The organism is Mesorhizobium sp. BR1-1-2, from assembly GCF_020165435.1.
GTDB lineage: Bacteria > Pseudomonadota > Alphaproteobacteria > Rhizobiales > Rhizobiaceae > Mesorhizobium.
Genome location: NZ_JAIUID010000002.1, coordinates 457,373 through 473,789, shown reverse-complemented (window position 1 = coordinate 473,789; position 16,417 = coordinate 457,373). Strand labels below are relative to the sequence as shown.

Genomic DNA, 16,417 nt, shown 5'->3' with positions numbered 1-16,417 from the left:
CCATGCCAATGATCAACAATTCACTTTCCCAACATCGGCTCGCCGCCTATCGTCCGTCATGAGAAACCGGAGCCATTGATGACATTTCAGGCTGAACGGCTGCGCAAGACCCTCTTGGCGACATCGCTGGCTTTCGTCATTGCCGGGCCGGCCCCGGCGGCCTTCGCCGCCGACAAACGGCCGGCCGAATTCAAGGTGACGGATTTCCTGCTCGACAACGGCATGGAAGTGGTCGTCATTCCCGACCATCGCTCGCCGATCGTCACCCATATGGTGTGGTATAAGGTGGGCAGCGCCGACGAACCGCCAGGCAAATCCGGCATCGCCCATTTCTTCGAGCATCTGATGTTCAAGGCGACTGCCAATCACGCCGCCGGCGAGTTCGACCGCGCCGTCTCCGACATAGGCGGCTCCAACAACGCCTTCACCTCCTACGACTACACCGCCTTCTACGAGACGGTGGCGCCCTCGGCGCTCGAGCTGATGATGAGCTTCGAGGCCGACCGCATGCGCAACCTCATCCTCACCGACGATGTCATCAAGACCGAGCGCGACGTCATCCTGGAGGAGCGCCGCTCGCGCATCGACAATAGTCCCGAGGCCGTGCTCGACGAGGAACTCGACGCCACGCTGTGGCAGAACCAGCCCTACCGAATTCCGGTCATTGGCTGGATGCAGGAGATGGAGCAGTTGAACCGCACCGACGCCATCGCCTTCTACAACAAATACTACCAGCCCAACAACGCGGTGCTGATCGTGGCCGGTGACGTCGAGCCCGACACGGTCAAGGCGCTGGCCGAGAAAACCTACGGCAAGATCGCGCGCGGGCCCGACCTGCCGCCGCGCGTGCGCCCGGTCGAACCGGAGCAGAACACCAGGCGCACGGTGACGCTTTCCGACGCCCGCGTCAGCGTGCCGAATTTCTCCACCCAATGGGTGGTGCCGTCCTACCACACGGCCAAGCCCGGCGAAGCCGAGGCGCTCGACCTGCTGGCGGAAATACTGGGCGGCGGCAACCGCAGCCGGCTCTACCAGGCACTGGTGGTCAGGCAAGGCATCGCTTCCAACGCCGGCGCCTATTTCCAGGGCACCATGCTGGACGACACCAACTTCACCGTCTATGGCACGCCGCGCGGCGACGCCAAGCTCGTCGACGTCGAGGCGGCCGTCGACGCGGAGGTCGCGCGCATCGCCAGGGATGGCGTTAGCGTCAAGGAGTTGGACAAGGCCAAGGACCGCTATGTCCGCTCGATGGTTTTCGCCCGCGACAAGCAGGATTCGATGGCCAATATCTATGGCGCCGAGCTCGCCACCGGCGGCAATGTGCAGGACATAGAGCAATGGCCGGAGCGCATCCGCAAGATCACCGCGGGCGAGATCAAGGCCGTCGCCGCGCGCTATCTGGTGCTGGCCCACGCGACCACCGGTTATCTCTTGCCGCAGCAACAGGCGGGGAATTGACGATGAATAGCGAGCACCACGGCTTTCTCCCTTCTCCCGCAAGGGGAGAAGGGAAGGCACGCGCTGCGCTTGTCACTTTGCTCCTCACCATCTTCTTCCTTGTCCTGCCGGCGCTTGCCGCCCGCGCCATGGAGATCCAGCAGGTCACCTCGCCCAAGGGCGTCACCGCCTGGCTGGTCGAAGACTATTCGGTGCCGATGGTGGCCGTCCGTTTCGTCTTTGGCGGCGGCTCGACGCAGGATCCGCCGGGCAAGGAGGGGCTGGCCAATCTGATGACCGGCCTGTTCGACGAAGGCGCAGGCCCTCTGGACAGCGACGCCTTCCAGGTGAAGCTCGACGACGCCGGCGCCGAGATGAGCTTCGAGGAGACCCGCGACGGCATCTACGGTTCCATGCGCATGTTGGCCGAGCAGCGAGACGAGGCGTTCGACCTGCTGCGGCTGGCGGTCAACGAGCCGCGTTTCGACCAGGCGCCGATTGATCGCATCGGCGCCCAGATCCTGTCCGGCATCATCGCCGGAGAGAACGACCCCGACACGATCGCGCAGGACAGATGGGCGCGCGCTCTCTATGGCGATCACCCCTATTCGCGCTCCGACCAGGGCACCAGGCAGAGCATCGCCGCCATCACGCGGGACGATTTGAAGGCGCTGCACAAGGCGGTCTTCGCGCGGAGCGGGCTGCATGTCGCGGTGGTCGGCGCCATCGACCCGGAAACGCTGAAGAAGAAACTGGACATGGTGTTCGGCGACCTGCCGCGGAACCAGGCGCTCGCGCCGGTCGCCGATGTCGAGCCGCATCTGGCGCGGCATGTCGAGGTCGACTACGACCTGCCGCAGACCTCGTTGCAGCTTGCCTGGCCCGGCGTGAGGCGCAAGGCGGCCGATTTCTTCCCCGCGGTTCTGATGAACGAGATCCTCGGCGGCGGCACTTTCACCTCGCGCCTGTTCCAGGAGGTGCGCGAGAAGCGCGGGCTGGCCTACAGCGTCAACTCCTCGCTGATCAACCAGGACCATGCCGACGCGCTGATCGTCACCACCGGCACGCGCTCGGACCGCGCCGCCGAAACCCTCGGCATCGTGCGCGACGTGGTCAGGCGGCTTGCCGAGGACGGCCCTACCGAGGCGGAACTGGCGGCGACCAAGAAATACCTGATCGGCGCCTACGCCATCAGCAACCTGGACTCCTCCAGCGCGATCGCCGCGACCCTGGTCGAGCTGCAGGTCGACGACCTCGGCATCGATTACATTCAGCGCCGCACCGGCCTCATCAACGCGGTGACACTCGACCAGGTCAAGGCCGCGGCGAAGAAGCTTTTGTCGGCCGAGCCGACCATCATGGTCGTCGGACCGCCCTTGGCCGGAGCCAATAAGGGATGAGCCTGACCTTCGGCATCGCCTTTGGCGGCGGCGGCGCGCGCGGTCTGGCGCATATCCATGTCATCGAGGCGCTGGACGAACTGGGCATCAGGCCGGTCGCGATCGCCGGCTCGTCGATCGGCGCCATCGTGGGCGCCTGCATGGCCTCCGGCATGACCGGCAAGGACATCCATGACTATGCCCGCTCGATCCTCGGCCGCCGCGCCGAGGTGGCGAGCCGCATGTGGCGGGCGCGGCCCGGCACGATCGCCGAGGCCATGCAGGCCGGCATCCGCGTCAGCCAGTTCAATGTCGAACGCATCCTCAAAGCCTTCCTGCCCGGCGCCATCCCCGAAACCTTCGCCGAGCTGAAAATTCCGCTGAAGGTGACGGCGACGGACTATTTCGGCCACAAGCTGGCCGTGCTCGCCGATGGCGACCTGCATTCCGCGCTCGCGGCTTCAGCGGCCATTCCCGCCGTGTTCCGCCCGGTGATGCGCGACGGCCGGTTGCTGATCGACGGCGGCATCTACAACCCCGTGCCCTTCGACCTGGTCGAGGAGGATGCCGACATCATCATCGGCGTCGATGTGGTCGGCGCGCCGGAAGAGGCCGACCGCAGGCGGCCGACCTCCGTCGACCTGATGTTCGGCGCCACCCAACTGATGATGCAGTCGATCATCGCCAACAAGCTGAAGCAGTGCCAGCCCGATATCCTGATCCGCCCGGCGGTATCGAAATACCGCGTGCTCGACTTCCTGAAGATCGAGGTCCTGATGACCGAGACGGCGGATATCAAGGACCAGCTCAAGCGCGAGGTGGAGCGTGTTGTGGAGGCGAGGGAAAGTGCTGCCGTAGAGCGAAGACGGGGAAAGCAGACCGGGTGACGCGAGGTCCATAGATTGCCTCACGTCACGCTATAGCTTTGATCCCGAAAGCCAGGCGCCCCCCAGTCCTCTCTGGAAGAAGGGCACTCTAACCGATTACGATTTCGCCAGCACCGGCGCATACTCCAGCGCCACCACGCCGTTGCTGAATGGCTTGGCGTAAATCAACTCGAGCGACACCGGATCGCCGGCCGGAAACAGTTTTTTGCCTTGGCCGACGGTGCCGGCATAGCTCAGCAGCCTGACGCGGTCGACCAGACCATGGCGCAACAGTTCCTGCGCGACGCTGAGGCTGCCATGCACATAGATGTTGCCGCCGCTACCTTGCTTCAGTGTCCTGACCGCCTCCGGCAGCGGCCCCCTGAGCAGCTCGGCCGGTTTCCAGTCGAGCACCTTCAAACTGCTGGACGCGACATATTTCGGCAGCGCGTTGAACCGGTCGGCGAAGTCTCCGGTTTCGCTCGGCCACGAGCCGGCGAAGGTCTCGTAGGTCGTGCGCCCCAAAAGCATGGCGCCGCTGTCGGCGAGCTCTTCTTCCTTGAACCTGTTCATCTCGTCGTTCCAGGTCACACCGGGAAGTTTCTCGACCTCGGCGATGCCATCGACGCTGATGAATTCGGTGACGATAAGCTTTCTCATTGGCGTTCTCCTTTCCACAAGGACGAACGATGATGGCTTTGTGCGACACGCTTCTGGAAATAACGCTGCGCTTGTTGTTTGGCCGGGCAGCGTCGGCCTCGGCCGGCGCCAATTGGCGATGCCGCCGCTCATCGTCAGCGGCTAAAAAATAGGGTCCGGCTGAAAAGCTCGCGACGCTAGCCCCTCAGTCCTTCGCCCGCTCCACATAGGACCCATCGGCCGTCATCACCACCACGCGGGTGCCTGGAGCGATGTGCGGCGGCACGGCGGTGCGCACGCCGTTGGAGAGCAGGGCGGGCTTGTAGGAAGAGGACGCCGTCTGGCCCTTGGTCGTCGGCTCGGTCTCGACCACTTCGAAGGTAGCGCGCTGCGGCAGCACCAGGGAGATGGCGATGCCGTTGAACTGCGAGACCTGAACCGGCATGCCTTCCTGCAAATAGGGGGCGGCATCGCCGACAACGGCTTCCGACACCGCCACCTGGTCGTAGGTCTCGGGGTTCATGAAGTGATAGCCTTCGCCGTCGGCGTAGAGGAAGGTGTGCTCGCGCTCCTCGACATAGGCGCGCTCCACCTGTTCGGTGGTGCGGTAGCGCTCCGAAACCTTCACCCCGTCCCCAATGCGGCGCATGTCGAGCTGCGTCACGGGCGTGCCCTTGCCTGGGTGGATGTTTTCGGCAAAGAGGATCACATAAAGCTTGCCGTCCTTGTCGACGACATTGCCTTTGCGGAGCGAACTGGCGATGACTTTCACCACGGTTTTTCATCCTGCGAGAGTTGACGGGCGTTTGCCGGCTTGCGCGGCGCTGGATGGGGGCCTAGCGCATCTCGGCGCGAACCGCCAGCCCCCAACGCGAACCAGCGCGCCTTCAAACCGCCCATGACCGCCGCTTCGCCCTGGTGGACGCCGCATGTCCATGCCGATCGCCGCCCGCGCCTGATGCTGCGCAACGGCCTTGCCGCTGCCTTGCGTGACTGGTTCGCCCGCCGCGATTTCATCGAGGTGCAGGCATCGGCCCTGCAGATATCGCCTGGCAACGAGGCGCATCTGGCGGCCTTCGCAACCGAGGCGGTCGCGCCGGACGGGCAGCGCAAGCCGCTCTATCTGCACACGTCGCCGGAATTCGCCTGCAAGAAGCTGCTCGCCGCCGGCGAGACCAGGATCTTCAGCTTCGGCCCGGTCTACCGCAACCGCGAGCGTGGCCCTTTGCACCATCCCGAATTCACCATGCTCGAATGGTATAGGGTGGGGGAAACCTATGAGAGCCTGATGCGGGATTGCGCGGATCTGCTGGCGCTGGCCGCGACAAGGGCAGGGGCCACGCGTTTCAGCTTTCGCGGCCGCGACTGCGATCCTTTCGCAGAGCCAGAGCGGCTGACGGTGGCGGACGCCTTCGCCCGCCATGCCGGCATCGATCTGCTTGCGACGGTCAGCGCCGATGGCGTCACCGACCGCGATTCGCTCCATCAGGCCCTGACCGGTGCCGGCCTGCGTACCGCGCCCGACGACGGCTGGGCCGACCTGTTCAGCCGGGTGATGGTGGAGAAGATCGAGCCCAACCTCGGTATCGGCCGCGCGACCATCCTGTGCGAGTATCCGGTCGCCGAGGCGGCTCTGGCGCGACCGAGCCCACGCGACCCCCGCGTTGCCGAGCGCTTCGAGCTCTATTGCTGCGGCGTCGAACTCGCCAACGGCTTTGGCGAGTTGACGGACGCCGAAGAGCAGCGCCGGCGCTTCATCATGGAAATGGACGAGAAAGAGCGAGTCTATGGCGAGCGCTATCCGCTGGACGAGGATTTTCTCGCCGCACTTGCGGTGATGCCACAGGCCAGCGGCATCGCGCTCGGCTTCGACCGGCTGGCGATGCTGGCCACGGGCGCGCAAAAAATCGAGGATGTGATCTGGACGCCTGTTGCCGAGTCCTGAGTCCGCGCGCCACGGCTTGCGCCGTCTCAATGCGCGAAAATCTGCTCCAGCGAACGAAAACCCTTGAATTCCAATGCATTGCCCGAGGGATCGCGGATGAACAGCGTCGCCTGTTCGCCGGGCTCTCCCTTGAAGCGGATCATCGGCCGCTCCAGCCAGTCTATGTCGGCGCGTGCCTCCAGCCGCGCGGCAAGCCGCTGCCAGTCGTCCATCAGAAGCACGGCGCCGAAATGCGGGATCGGCACCGCCATGCCGTCGACCTTCCCGTCACTGGCGGCCGGCGCGGCCCGTGGCCGCAGATGCGCCGACATCTGGTGGCCGAACAGATCGAAATCGACCCAGGTCTCCGAAGAGCGGCCGATGGCGCAACCCAGCACCTCGCCATAGAAAGCGCGTGTTTCATCGAGATCACGGACCGGGAAGGCAAGATGGAAAGGCGTCATTGGAAATGCTCCGTGCTGGCGATGCGGTGCCGCGCTTCGCGATGGGCGGCTGAACCGATGCATTCTGATTGAAGCTTGTGCCATTGCACAAGCCGGACCGGAACAATAGATGGGGGACGGCGGCTTCCGGGCCGGCCGCAACAGCAGGATCACGCGCATGAGCGATATATCGGACGCATCAAGATTGACCGACCGCGTCGCGGCCTTGGTCGAGGCTGCCAAAAAAGCCGGCGCCGATGCCGCCGATGCCGTCGCGGTGCGTGGCCGCTCGACCGGCGTGTCGGTGCGGCTGGGCAAGGTCGAAAACACCGAGGCGTCGGAAGGCGACGACGTTTCACTGCGCGTCTTTGTCGGCCAGCGGGTGGCAAGTGTTTCCGCGACTGCCGCGTCCGACCCGAAGGCGCTTGCCGAACGTGCCGTCGCCATGGCCAGGGTCTCTCCCGAAGATCCCAACCAGGGCCTCGCGGATCCGGCGCTGCTGGCCAGGCAGACGCGCGATCTCGACCTGTTCGATACAACAGAAGTATCGGCCGACCAGTTGAAGGAAGCGGCATTGGCCGCGGAAGCGGCGGCTCTGGCCGTCAAAGGCGTGACCAATTCGGCGGGCAGCAATGCCAGCGCTGGGCTCGGAGGGCTGGTATTGGCTACCTCGCACGGCTTCCTCGGCCATTATGTCGCCTCGCGCTTCTCGCGCTCCACAAGCGTCATCGCCGGCGAGGGTACCGGGATGGAACGCGATTATGAATTCTCCTCGCGCCAGCATTTTGCCGACCTGGACGCGCCGGAAGACATAGGCCGCAAAGCCGGGGAACGCGCCGTGCGCCGCCTCGGCGCGCGCAAGGCCGCGACCGGACCGGTCGACGTGGTGTTCGATCCGCGCGTGGCGCGCGGCATTGCCGGCCATCTCGCGGGCGCCATCAACGGCGCTGCCGTCGCACGCAAGACGTCGTTCCTGCGCGACATGATGGGCAAAAAGGTGGCTGCATCGGCCATTACCGTCACCGACGAGCCGCTGAGGCGGCGCGGCCAGGCCTCGCGTCCGTTCGACGGCGAAGGTGTCGAAGGCGACAAGCTTTTGATGGTCGAGAACGGCGTGCTCAACCACTGGTTCCTGTCGACCTCGGCGGCGCGGGAACTGGGTCTCGTCACCAATGGACGCGGTTCGCGCAGCGGCTCCTCCGTCTCGCCGTCTTCGACCAATCTTGCCATCGAGCCGGGTGAGCGCTCGCCGGAAGAACTGATTGCGTCGCTCAAGACCGGCTTCTACGTCACCGAGGTGTTCGGGCAAGGTGTCGACATGGTGACCGGCGAATACAGCCGCGGCGCTTCCGGTTTCTGGATCGACAACGGCCAGCTTGCCTATCCCGTCGCCGAAGTCACGATCGCCTCCAACCTGAAGACGATGTTCCTCAACATGGTGCCGGCAAGCGACCTCGATCGCAATTTCGGCACCGCTGCCCCCACGCTGCTCATCGAAGGCATGACCCTTGCCGGAGCATGATCTGACCACGACCGGCGCCACGGAGGATCTGCCGCTGCTGCGCGACGCTGCCCGCGAGGCGGGCGCCATCGCGATGCGCTACTTCGGCAACAGTCCGCAAGTCTGGATGAAGGGCGGCACCTCACCGGTCAGCGAGGCCGATCATGCCGCCGATGCGTATCTTCGCCAGACCCTGCTTGCGGCGCGGCCGGATTATGGCTGGCTGTCCGAGGAGACGGTCGACGATCCAGTGCGGCTTTCGGCGCGCCGAACCTTTGTCGTCGATCCGATCGACGGAACGCGCGGCTTCCTGGAAGGCCAGCGCACCTGGTGCGTCAGCGTTGCGGTCGTCGAGCATGGCCGCTCGCTTGCCGGCGTACTCGAATGTCCGGCGCTCAACGAGACTTACTGGGCGCTGCCTGGCCAGGGTGCCTTCCGCAACGGCAGGCGCATCACGGTGCGCCAGCCCGGCGACAAGGCCGAAATTTCCGGGTTGAAGCAGTTGCTCGACAGGATACCGACCGGCTGGCAGGAACGGTTGAAGCGGGCGCCTTACAGTCCTTCGCTTGCCTACCGCCTGGCGATGATCGCCAATGGCACGCTCGACGCCACTTTCGTCAAGCCGAACGCGCACGACTGGGATATCGCCGCCGCCGACCTTATCCTGCGCGAGGCGGGCGGCCAGTTGCTCGACCCGCATGGCCGCGCGCCGCTCTATGCCGGCGAGGTGACCCGCCACGGCGCGCTCGCCGCCGGCAGCGGTGAACTGCTGGCGGTGCTCGTGGGTGTCATTGCCGGACTAGATGATTGAAAGCGCTATCGAAGGTTCCAAAGTCGGCGGCTTTGGTCTAGACCTGTCACAAACTCACAATATGTGAAGGACCGAAATGGCCGCGGAAGACGGAAAGAAACAGCTTTTGCACCTGGTGTTCGGTGGCGAACTGAAGAAGCTTGGCGGCACCGAATTCCGCGATCTCGACGCGCTCGACATCGTCGGCATCTATCCCGACTATCAATCCGCCCATACGGTATGGAAAGCCAAGGCGCAGGCCAGCGTGGACAATGCCCATATGCGTTATTTCGTCGTGCACCTGCATCGGCTCCTGGACCCCGACCACAAGGCTGTCGGTTGACTTCGATGGACAATGACCTGGCGAAAGCGCCGCCCGGCCAGGCTACGCCGACGGGCAGGGGCCGCAGCCGCGCCACCAAGGCCTTCTGGCGCAGGATCCGCAAGCCGCTGGCGCAGTCGCGATTCGTCAAGAACATCATTGTCGGCCTGCTGGCGCAGTTCGTTCGGCTGGTGCGCCTGACCAACCGCGTCGTCGACGGCTCGGCGAAATTGACCGGCGGTGCCTATGCCCAGTTCGAGCCGGGCATCATTGCGCTTTGGCACGGCCAGCATCTGTTGACGCCGGCCTACTACCCCAAGGGCAGGCCGTTGGTCGCCATGGTGTCGCGCAGCGCCGATGCCGAGCTCAACGCCCTGATGATCGAGAGATTCGGCATTGAAGCCGTACGCGGGTCCGGCGGGCGCGATAACGCCAAACATCTCGACAAGGGCGGCGCCAAGGCACTGATCGCCCTGAAAAAGTCGCTCGTCGCCGGCAAAAACGTTGCCATGATCGCTGACATCCCCCATGGCACGCCGCGCGATGCGGGGCTTGGCATCGTGCTCCTGGCGCGGCTCTCCGGCCGACCGATCCTGCCGGCGGCCATTGCCACCAGCCGCCGCAAGGTGCTGGAGAAGAGCTGGGACAAGACGACCATCAACCTGCCGTTCGGCCGCTCGTCCATCATCATCGGTACACCGGTTTTCGTGCCGGCCAATGCCGATGACGCCGAAATGGAGCGCAAGCGCCTGGAAGTGACGGCCGCGCTCAATGCCGCGACCGCCGAGGCGTACCGTCTCGTGGATGCCCCGCGATGAGCGGTCGCTGGGCGCGCACCATGCTGTCGGCATATCGTTTGGCGGGCGCTGTCGCCTATCCGCTGGTCGGACCCTATGTTGCCTGGCGCACCTCGCGCGGCAAGGAAGACCGCAACCGCCGCCGCGAACGCTACGGCGTCGCCGGCCGGCCTCGCCCCGATGGGCCCGTTATCTGGATCCATGCCGCGAGCGTCGGCGAAACCATAGCTGTCGTTCCCCTGGTCGAGAGCATACTCGACTACGGCGTCAATATCGTGCTGACGACCGGCACCGTAACGTCGGCAAAGGTCGCCGATGAGAGATTGGGCGACCGCATCATCCACCAATATGTGCCGCTCGACCTCAAGCCGGCGGTCAGCCGTTTCCTCGACCATTGGAAGCCGGATCTGGCGATCATCGCTGAATCCGAGATCTGGCCGATGACGATTCTCGAGCTTGGCGCCCGCCACGTGCCGCAGGTTCTGGTCAATGGCAGGCTGTCCGACCGCTCCTTCACGTCCTGGAAGAAGCGCCCCAACATCGCCGAGGCGCTGTTCGAGAACCTTGCCCATGTCGTTGCCCAGTCCGATGTCGACGGCGAGCGTTTCCGCGCGCTCGGCGCCCGGCCGGTAACCGTCTCCGGCAATCTCAAGGTCGACACCAACCCGCCGCCGGTCGACGAACGGGCGCTGGCCATCTTGCAGCGGCAGATTGGCGGCCGTCCGACCTGGGCGGCGATCTCGACCCATGACGGCGAGGAAGTCGCCGCCGCCGAGGTTCATGCGATGCTGCACAAGCGTCACCATGGCCTGCTGACGATCGTCGTCCCGCGCCATCCCGCCCGTGCAGAGGCCCTGGCCGAGCAGATTTCCAGCATGGGCCTCAAGGTCGCGCGGCGCAGCAAGGCCGACAGGATCGGGGCCGATGTCGACATCCTGCTCGGGGATACGATCGGCGAGATGGGGCTCTACCTCAGGCTGACCGAGATTGCCTTTGTCGGCCGTTCGCTCACCTCCGAAGGCGGCCAGAACCCGCTCGAACCGGCCATGCTCGAGACGGCGGTCCTTGCCGGACGCAACGTGCAGAATTTCCGCGAGGCCTACCAGCGCCTGCTCGACAGCGGCGGCGCCAAGCTGGTGCGCGACCGCGACATGCTGGCCGGTGCCGTCAACTTCCTGCTCACCAACGAAGTGGCGCGCCATGAGATGATGGCTGCCGGCGCCGCGACCGTCGATGAGATGCGCGGCGCGCTGGCGTGCACGCTGAAATCGCTTGAGCCCTACATCCAGCCACTGGTCGTCAAGGCGCGCCTGAAGGGCGCGAACGGGCGCTAAGATGGCCTCCGAAGCACCGCCATTCTGGTGGGAGGAGCCGGACTGGCGCGTTTTCGCGCTGTCGCCGCTGTCGGCCGCCTATGCATTTGTCGCCGGCCGTGGCATGCGAAGGGCGAGGCGCGAGAAGATCGAAGCGCCGGTTCTGTGCATCGGCAATTTCACCGTCGGCGGGACGGGCAAGACGCCGGTGGCGATCGCCATGGCCGAACACGCCAGGCGCATGCGGCTCAAACCCGGTTTTCTGTCGCGCGGCCATGGCGGCTCCTTCGCCGAGCCGCATATCGTCGACATCAAACACGACAGCGCCAGGCATGTCGGTGACGAGCCGCTGCTGCTGGCCGAACACGCGCCCGTGGCAGTGACGCCGCACCGCGCCGCCGGCGCCCGACTGCTCATGGAAAACCATGGCTGCGATTTTCTGATCATGGATGATGGCTTCCAGAGCGCTCGCATCCATATCGACTATGCGCTGGTCGTCGTCGATGCGCGCTACGGCATCGGCAACGGCCGTGTCATCCCGGGCGGACCGCTCAGGGCCAGGGTCGTCGATCAACTGGTCTTCACCAGCGGGTTGTTGAAGATGGGCCACGGCACCGCCGCCGACGCGGTGGTGCGCCAGGCGGCGCGCGCCGGGCGGCCGATCTTCGAGGCTCACAGCGAGCCGAGCGGCAAGGAGCGCCTCGCCGGCAAACGCTATCTTGCCTTCGCCGGCATCGGCCATCCCGAAAAATTCTTCGACACGGTAGAGGAGGCCGGTGGCGAGGTGGCTTTGAAGCGGCCGTTTCCGGATCATCATTTCTATGCCGAGGATGAGCTTGCCGAACTGGTGGCCACCGCGCGCGCCGGAGGGCTCGGGCTGATCACGACCGCCAAGGACGCAGCCCGGCTGCGCCATGGCGCTTCGCAGGACTTTCTCGATCGCCTCGACGTGCTGGAAATCGACGCGGTCTTCGAGCTCGACCACGTTCCAGAACGTATCATCGAGGAGACGCTCGATGCCTGGCGCCAGCGTAAGCTTAAGCGTTAGCTTCGCTTGCGCAATTCCGGGTGCGCCTCGATCTCGCGGCGCAACGAGGCCGCGGCGTTGATGTAGGGCTCCTGCCTCTCGACGCTCCAGTATTTCAGCTCGTCGAGCGGAATGCTTTCGCCGGTCACGGCGCAGCGCACGAACGCGCCGGGACTCGTCACCTGGAAGTCGCCGTCGAGATAGCGGATACGGGCTTCCTTGCCGCCGGGGCCTTCGAAACGGTTCATCATGGTTTAGTGCCGAGCTTCATGCCGAGTTCATCGCCACAAATTGCCGGCAAGGTCAAGCATGGGACAAGCTCGAGGCAATGCTGATATCCTATTTGATGAGCCGAAGAGTACCATTGGTGGGAACATGATGGACGTTTCTTCCGCTCGGCTGGCTTCCTTGCTTAAGGAGGCGATGACGCCGCAGGCGGTGCCGTTGGCGAAACCCGATGCGGTCAGCGCGGCGCTGGTCAAGGTGGCGTTGCGACCGCCGCTGCCGGCCTTGCGCGCGCAACCGGCCGTGGAAACGCTGGCGGCCTTGCCGCCCGCGCCGGCCGCGACGTCGCAGCAATTGGCCGCACAGCAGATCGTAAGGGCCTACCAGGCCGTGATGGAGCCGGACATGGACACCGCCGGAAAGACCGTTCCCGAGATTGCGGCGCGCAAGCAGGCGTCGCCAGGTGACGAGGCTCAGCGCGTCGTGCCGGTGGCCGTGACAAAATCCGAAGACGCCGGCGCTGCCCGGCCCGCACTGCTCTCATGGCTGGCGTTCGTCTCGCCGCAGATTTCTGTGGTGCAAAAGGCGTCGGCCGACAATGCGGTGCCCGGGCGCATGGCCGGCCAACCAAAGGACGCCGCACCAGGGAATCGCGAACAAGGCGCGGTCGGCATCGGCCCCATCGCAACGGGCCTGCTGGTTGCCGCGCTCATCGCATTTGCCTGGCTGGCCATTCGCTGAAACCTACGTGTCGGCTTCGATGAAGTGTTCGATCCTTTCCGCCGATACGCCGGCATGCGCCGCGATGCGGCGCGACAGGTCGGCGGCAGCGGCGCGGGGCCTCCCGGCGGGACGATCGAGCCAGTAGGAAACGGGATTGAGAACAACGCGGTCGTCGACGGCCACGACGCGCCCCGACCGTATCTGGTGTTCGGTGAGCGGCGGCCGTGCCAGCGCGATGCCCAGGCCGTGTGCGGCGGCGTCGAGCACCAGATTGTAGTCTTCGAAGCGGCGATCCTGCGGGCGCGGCCGGTAATCCATGTCCTGCGCGGCGAACCAGGCGCGCCAGCCGGATGCGTCGGAATCGTTGATCAGCGGGAATTTGAGCAGCCGGGCCGGATCGCCGCCGCCGATCTCCTGCGCGAGGCTCGGCGAGGCGATGGGAAAAAGATATTCCTCGAACAACTGCATCGAAACGCGGCCCGGGATGCGGCCGCGTCCGCAGCGAACCGACAGATCGATGCCCTCGTCGGCGAGGTCGGCCTGGCGGTTGTCGACGTCCAGCACGATGCGCAGGCGGGTGGGATCGTTCTCAAGCGCCGCCATGCGTGGCATCAGCCAAAGGCCACTCACCGAGGGGATCGAGGCCAGCCGCACCACTGCGGTGCCGCGTGGTTCAACCCAACGATCCGAATTGACCGAGATCAACGCAAAGGCTTCGGTGGTCCTGAGATGCAGGCGATTGCCTTCGTTCGTCAGCGTTACGCCGCGCGCCCCGCGTTCGAAAACCTTCAGGCCGAGCCAGTCCTCCAGCTTGGCAATCTGCCGGCTGACAGCGCCATGGGTGAGGTTTAGCCTCTGCGCGGCTGCCGAAAAACTCCCCGTGCGTGCCGCAGCATCGAAGGCGCGCAGTGTCTCGAGCGGCAAGATGCCGTCTAAGCTGTGATCCATAGTCACAGCTGACCCTCGATTTGGTCGTTTGTCAATTGGTCCGAAAAGGCGTTTTCTCCGCGTCGAGAGGCGAAAGAACGGGAGACCGGTGAGATGAGGGCGATGACGAGCACGTTGAATCCAGCACAGCGGATGGACACCACAGCCGCCATAGCGGTGGCGCTGACGGTGGTTGGCTGGGCCTCGGCCTTTCCGGCGATCCGGGCTGGTCTCGCCGCTTTCGGGCCGCTCGAACTCGGCGCCCTGCGCTTTGCCATCGCCGCGGTACCTGCGGCGATCTTCCTTGCCGTCAGGCGGCCGACGCTGCCATGCATAGGCGAGTTGTGGCGCCTGGCCTTTGGCGGCGCCGTTTTCGTCGCGCTCTACACCGCCATGCTCAATTTCGGCGAGCTGACGGTTTCGGCCGGTGCTGCCGGCTTCATCATCAATGTCAGCCCGATCTTCACCGCCATCATGGCGATGGCGCTGCTCGGCGAACGATTCTCGGCCATGGCCTGGGTCGGCACCGCCATTTCCTTCAGCGGCATCGGCATTATCGCGATGGCCGACGGACAGGGCCTGCATTTCGACACGGGTGCGCTTCTGGTGCTGGGATCGGCGCTCTGTTCGGCCGTCAACACCATTGTCCAGAAGCCGCTGTTTGCCCGCCATCATCCACTGACCATCGCGGCCTCGAACATGGTGCTCGGCGCGCTCTGCCTGGCGCCCTTCCTGCCGGCAGCTTTTTCGCAGGCGGCGGTCGCCGATACGGCGGGGCTGGGCGCGGTCGTCTATCTCGGCGTCGTGCCGAGCCTGATCGCCTACGCCGCCTGGGCGACGGCGCTTTCGCGCCTGCCTGCGGCGCGTGCCTCGAACTTCCTTTATCTGGTCTCTCCCATGTCCGCCCTGATCGGCTTCTTCTGGCTGGGCGAAGTCCCGACGCTGCTCGGCCTGCTTGGCGGCGCGCTGGCACTGGGGGGCGTCATCGTGGTGAATTTGAAGAGATGAATCACTGCTCCCTTGCTCCTGTCCGACCGGCTGAGACGCGGCGTGATCATCCCGAACGCCGCTTTGTCCGAAGTTCGGTCCATACCGGCCGCCCGCACCATTGATGCCGGAACGTTTCCCAGTTGAAGGCGTTTAGCCGGTGTTTATTCGACGGAGGCCCGAATGGTGGGTGCAACGACGCACCGACGCATGCAACTGTGTGATATATCCATTTTTTACCGCGAGGCAGGGCCACCCGAAGCACCTGTCTTGCTCTTGCCGCACGGCTATCCCTGCTCCTCATTCCAGTTCCGCCGACTGATGCCCGCGCTCGCGGACCGCTGGCGGACGATTGCGTTCGACTGGCCCGGCTTCGGATACAGCGGCACGCCCGACCCTGCCGCCTTCGGCTATGATTTCGACGCCTATGCCGACCTGCTTGCCAAACTTGCCGACGCCTTCGGTCTCGAGCGCTACGCCTTATGGCTGCATGACTATGGCTCCCAGATAGGACTCCGGCACGCGATCTCGCATTCGGAGCGGATCAGCGCGCTCGTTATCCAGAACGGCGACATCTACGAGGATGTGCTCGGCCCCAAATACGCGGCAATCAAGGCCTGGTGGGCCGACAAGACGCCCGACAAGCACCGTCCGCTCGAGGCGGCGGTGAGCGAGGATGGGTTCCGAGCCGAGTTCATCGGTGAAGTTGCGGACGACGTCGCCACGCGCGTACCTCCCGATCTGTGGAGCCTTCACTGGCCATTGATGAACACACCGATTCGTCGGCGGATCGCCGTCGGTCTGATGGAGAAGCTGGAGGCCAATCTCGGCTGGTTTTCGCGCTATCAGGCCTATTTGCGCGCTCACCATCCGCCCACGCTGATCGTCTGGGGGCCAGAGGACGGCTATATGCCCGCAGCGTCAGCGCTTGCCTATTATCGCGATCTGCCCGATGCGGACCTGCATCTGATCGATGGCGCCGGTCACTGGCTGCTCGAGACGCATTTTGACCACGCGCTGCCACTGGTTCGCGATTTCCTGGCGCGTGTCCACGGCTGACTGCCAGCCTAGGCTCGGGCCTGCTGTGCTCATTTTCTGTCAGCCTGTCTGAAGG

Annotated in this window: 18 protein-coding genes; 13 read left to right on the top strand and 5 right to left on the bottom strand. The window is 65.0% G+C overall.

The annotated features are described in order from the left end of the window. Positions 1-78 precede the first annotated feature (78 nt). Genes LB551_RS05660 through LB551_RS05650 form a run of 3 tightly spaced genes read left to right on the top strand, consistent with a single transcriptional unit; the run spans position 79 to position 3,706 of the window. A complete protein-coding gene (locus tag LB551_RS05660; RefSeq protein WP_224658489.1) occupies positions 79-1,461 on the top strand; it encodes a M16 family metallopeptidase in 1,383 nt (460 codons plus the stop codon). A gap of 2 nt (positions 1,462-1,463) precedes the next feature. Then, positions 1,464-2,840: a M16 family metallopeptidase gene (locus tag LB551_RS05655; protein WP_224658488.1), complete on the top strand. Its 1,377-nt coding sequence runs from the start codon at positions 1,464-1,466 to the stop codon at positions 2,838-2,840. Further along, positions 2,837-3,706: a patatin-like phospholipase family protein gene (locus LB551_RS05650; RefSeq protein ID WP_224658487.1), complete on the top strand. Its 870-nt coding sequence runs from the start codon at positions 2,837-2,839 to the stop codon at positions 3,704-3,706. Before LB551_RS05655 ends, LB551_RS05650 begins: the two co-directional genes overlap by 4 nt. A gap of 96 nt (positions 3,707-3,802) precedes the next feature. Here the strand turns inward: LB551_RS05650 and LB551_RS05645 are convergent, their stop codons facing one another. Both LB551_RS05645 and efp read right to left on the bottom strand, forming a co-directional pair. Then, positions 3,803-4,345 (bottom strand): dihydrofolate reductase family protein, encoded by a 543-nt coding sequence (locus LB551_RS05645; RefSeq protein WP_224658486.1) that lies wholly within the window; start codon positions 4,343-4,345, stop codon positions 3,803-3,805. 184 nt (positions 4,346-4,529) lie between these two features. Continuing rightward, positions 4,530-5,099 carry an elongation factor P gene (gene efp, locus LB551_RS05640; RefSeq protein WP_140494213.1) on the bottom strand — a complete coding sequence of 190 codons (570 nt, stop codon included), beginning with the start codon at positions 5,097-5,099 and terminating at the stop codon, positions 4,530-4,532. A 123-nt stretch (positions 5,100-5,222) separates the two neighbouring features. Here efp and epmA point away from each other — a divergent pair, with 123 nt between their 5' ends. Beyond that, positions 5,223-6,269 (top strand): EF-P lysine aminoacylase EpmA, encoded by a 1,047-nt coding sequence (gene epmA / locus LB551_RS05635; protein ID WP_224658485.1) that lies wholly within the window; start codon positions 5,223-5,225, stop codon positions 6,267-6,269. 26 nt (positions 6,270-6,295) lie between these two features. Here epmA and LB551_RS05630 read toward each other — a convergent pair whose 3' ends face one another. After that, positions 6,296-6,712: a VOC family protein gene (locus LB551_RS05630; protein WP_140549176.1), complete on the bottom strand. Its 417-nt coding sequence runs from the start codon at positions 6,710-6,712 to the stop codon at positions 6,296-6,298. A 157-nt stretch (positions 6,713-6,869) separates the two neighbouring features. Here LB551_RS05630 and LB551_RS05625 point away from each other — a divergent pair, with 157 nt between their 5' ends. The 6 genes from LB551_RS05625 (at position 6,870) to lpxK (ending at position 12,462) form a co-directional block, all read left to right on the top strand. Beyond that, positions 6,870-8,213 carry a TldD/PmbA family protein gene (locus LB551_RS05625; RefSeq protein ID WP_224622664.1) on the top strand — a complete coding sequence of 448 codons (1,344 nt, stop codon included), beginning with the start codon at positions 6,870-6,872 and terminating at the stop codon, positions 8,211-8,213. Next, a complete protein-coding gene (locus LB551_RS05620; RefSeq protein WP_224658484.1) occupies positions 8,200-9,003 on the top strand; it encodes a 3'(2'),5'-bisphosphate nucleotidase CysQ in 804 nt (267 codons plus the stop codon). The genes LB551_RS05625 and LB551_RS05620 overlap by 14 nt, the downstream gene beginning before the upstream one ends. 76 nt (positions 9,004-9,079) lie before the next feature. Next, positions 9,080-9,325: a DUF4170 domain-containing protein gene (locus LB551_RS05615; protein WP_140549173.1), complete on the top strand. Its 246-nt coding sequence runs from the start codon at positions 9,080-9,082 to the stop codon at positions 9,323-9,325. 5 nt (positions 9,326-9,330) lie between these two features. Next, positions 9,331-10,122 carry a lysophospholipid acyltransferase family protein gene (locus LB551_RS05610; protein ID WP_140549172.1) on the top strand — a complete coding sequence of 264 codons (792 nt, stop codon included), beginning with the start codon at positions 9,331-9,333 and terminating at the stop codon, positions 10,120-10,122. Then, the gene (waaA, locus tag LB551_RS05605; protein WP_224658483.1) at positions 10,119-11,435 is read left to right on the top strand and encodes a lipid IV(A) 3-deoxy-D-manno-octulosonic acid transferase; all 1,317 of its coding nucleotides are present in this window, start codon (positions 10,119-10,121) and stop codon (positions 11,433-11,435) included. The genes LB551_RS05610 and waaA overlap by 4 nt, the downstream gene beginning before the upstream one ends. 1 nt (position 11,436) lies before the next feature. Continuing rightward, the gene (lpxK, locus tag LB551_RS05600) at positions 11,437-12,462 is read left to right on the top strand and encodes a tetraacyldisaccharide 4'-kinase (protein WP_224658482.1); all 1,026 of its coding nucleotides are present in this window, start codon (positions 11,437-11,439) and stop codon (positions 12,460-12,462) included. Here the strand turns inward: lpxK and LB551_RS05595 are convergent. After that, complete coding sequence (locus tag LB551_RS05595) at positions 12,459-12,692, bottom strand: DUF2093 domain-containing protein (RefSeq protein WP_140494196.1); 234 nt, start codon at positions 12,690-12,692, stop codon at positions 12,459-12,461. The genes lpxK and LB551_RS05595 overlap by 4 nt on opposite strands. 172 nt (positions 12,693-12,864) lie before the next feature. On the opposite strand from LB551_RS05595, the gene LB551_RS05590 reads away from it, so the two are divergent. Then, positions 12,865-13,407 (top strand): hypothetical protein, encoded by a 543-nt coding sequence (locus LB551_RS05590; RefSeq protein WP_140549169.1) that lies wholly within the window; start codon positions 12,865-12,867, stop codon positions 13,405-13,407. Positions 13,408-13,410: 3 nt separating this feature from the next. Here LB551_RS05590 and LB551_RS05585 read toward each other — a convergent pair whose 3' ends face one another. Then, on the bottom strand, positions 13,411-14,337 hold the full coding sequence (locus tag LB551_RS05585; RefSeq protein WP_224622659.1) for a LysR substrate-binding domain-containing protein: 927 nt from the start codon (positions 14,335-14,337) through the stop codon (positions 13,411-13,413). 93 nt (positions 14,338-14,430) lie between these two features. Here LB551_RS05585 and LB551_RS05580 point away from each other — a divergent pair, with 93 nt between their 5' ends. Together LB551_RS05580 and LB551_RS05575 are read left to right on the top strand one after the other, a co-directional pair. Beyond that, positions 14,431-15,324, top strand: coding sequence for a DMT family transporter (locus LB551_RS05580; protein WP_224658481.1), 894 nt, complete (start codon positions 14,431-14,433; stop codon positions 15,322-15,324). Positions 15,325-15,486: 162 nt separating this feature from the next. Continuing rightward, the gene (locus LB551_RS05575) at positions 15,487-16,362 is read left to right on the top strand and encodes an alpha/beta fold hydrolase (protein WP_224622658.1); all 876 of its coding nucleotides are present in this window, start codon (positions 15,487-15,489) and stop codon (positions 16,360-16,362) included. Positions 16,363-16,417: the final 55 nt, after the last annotated feature.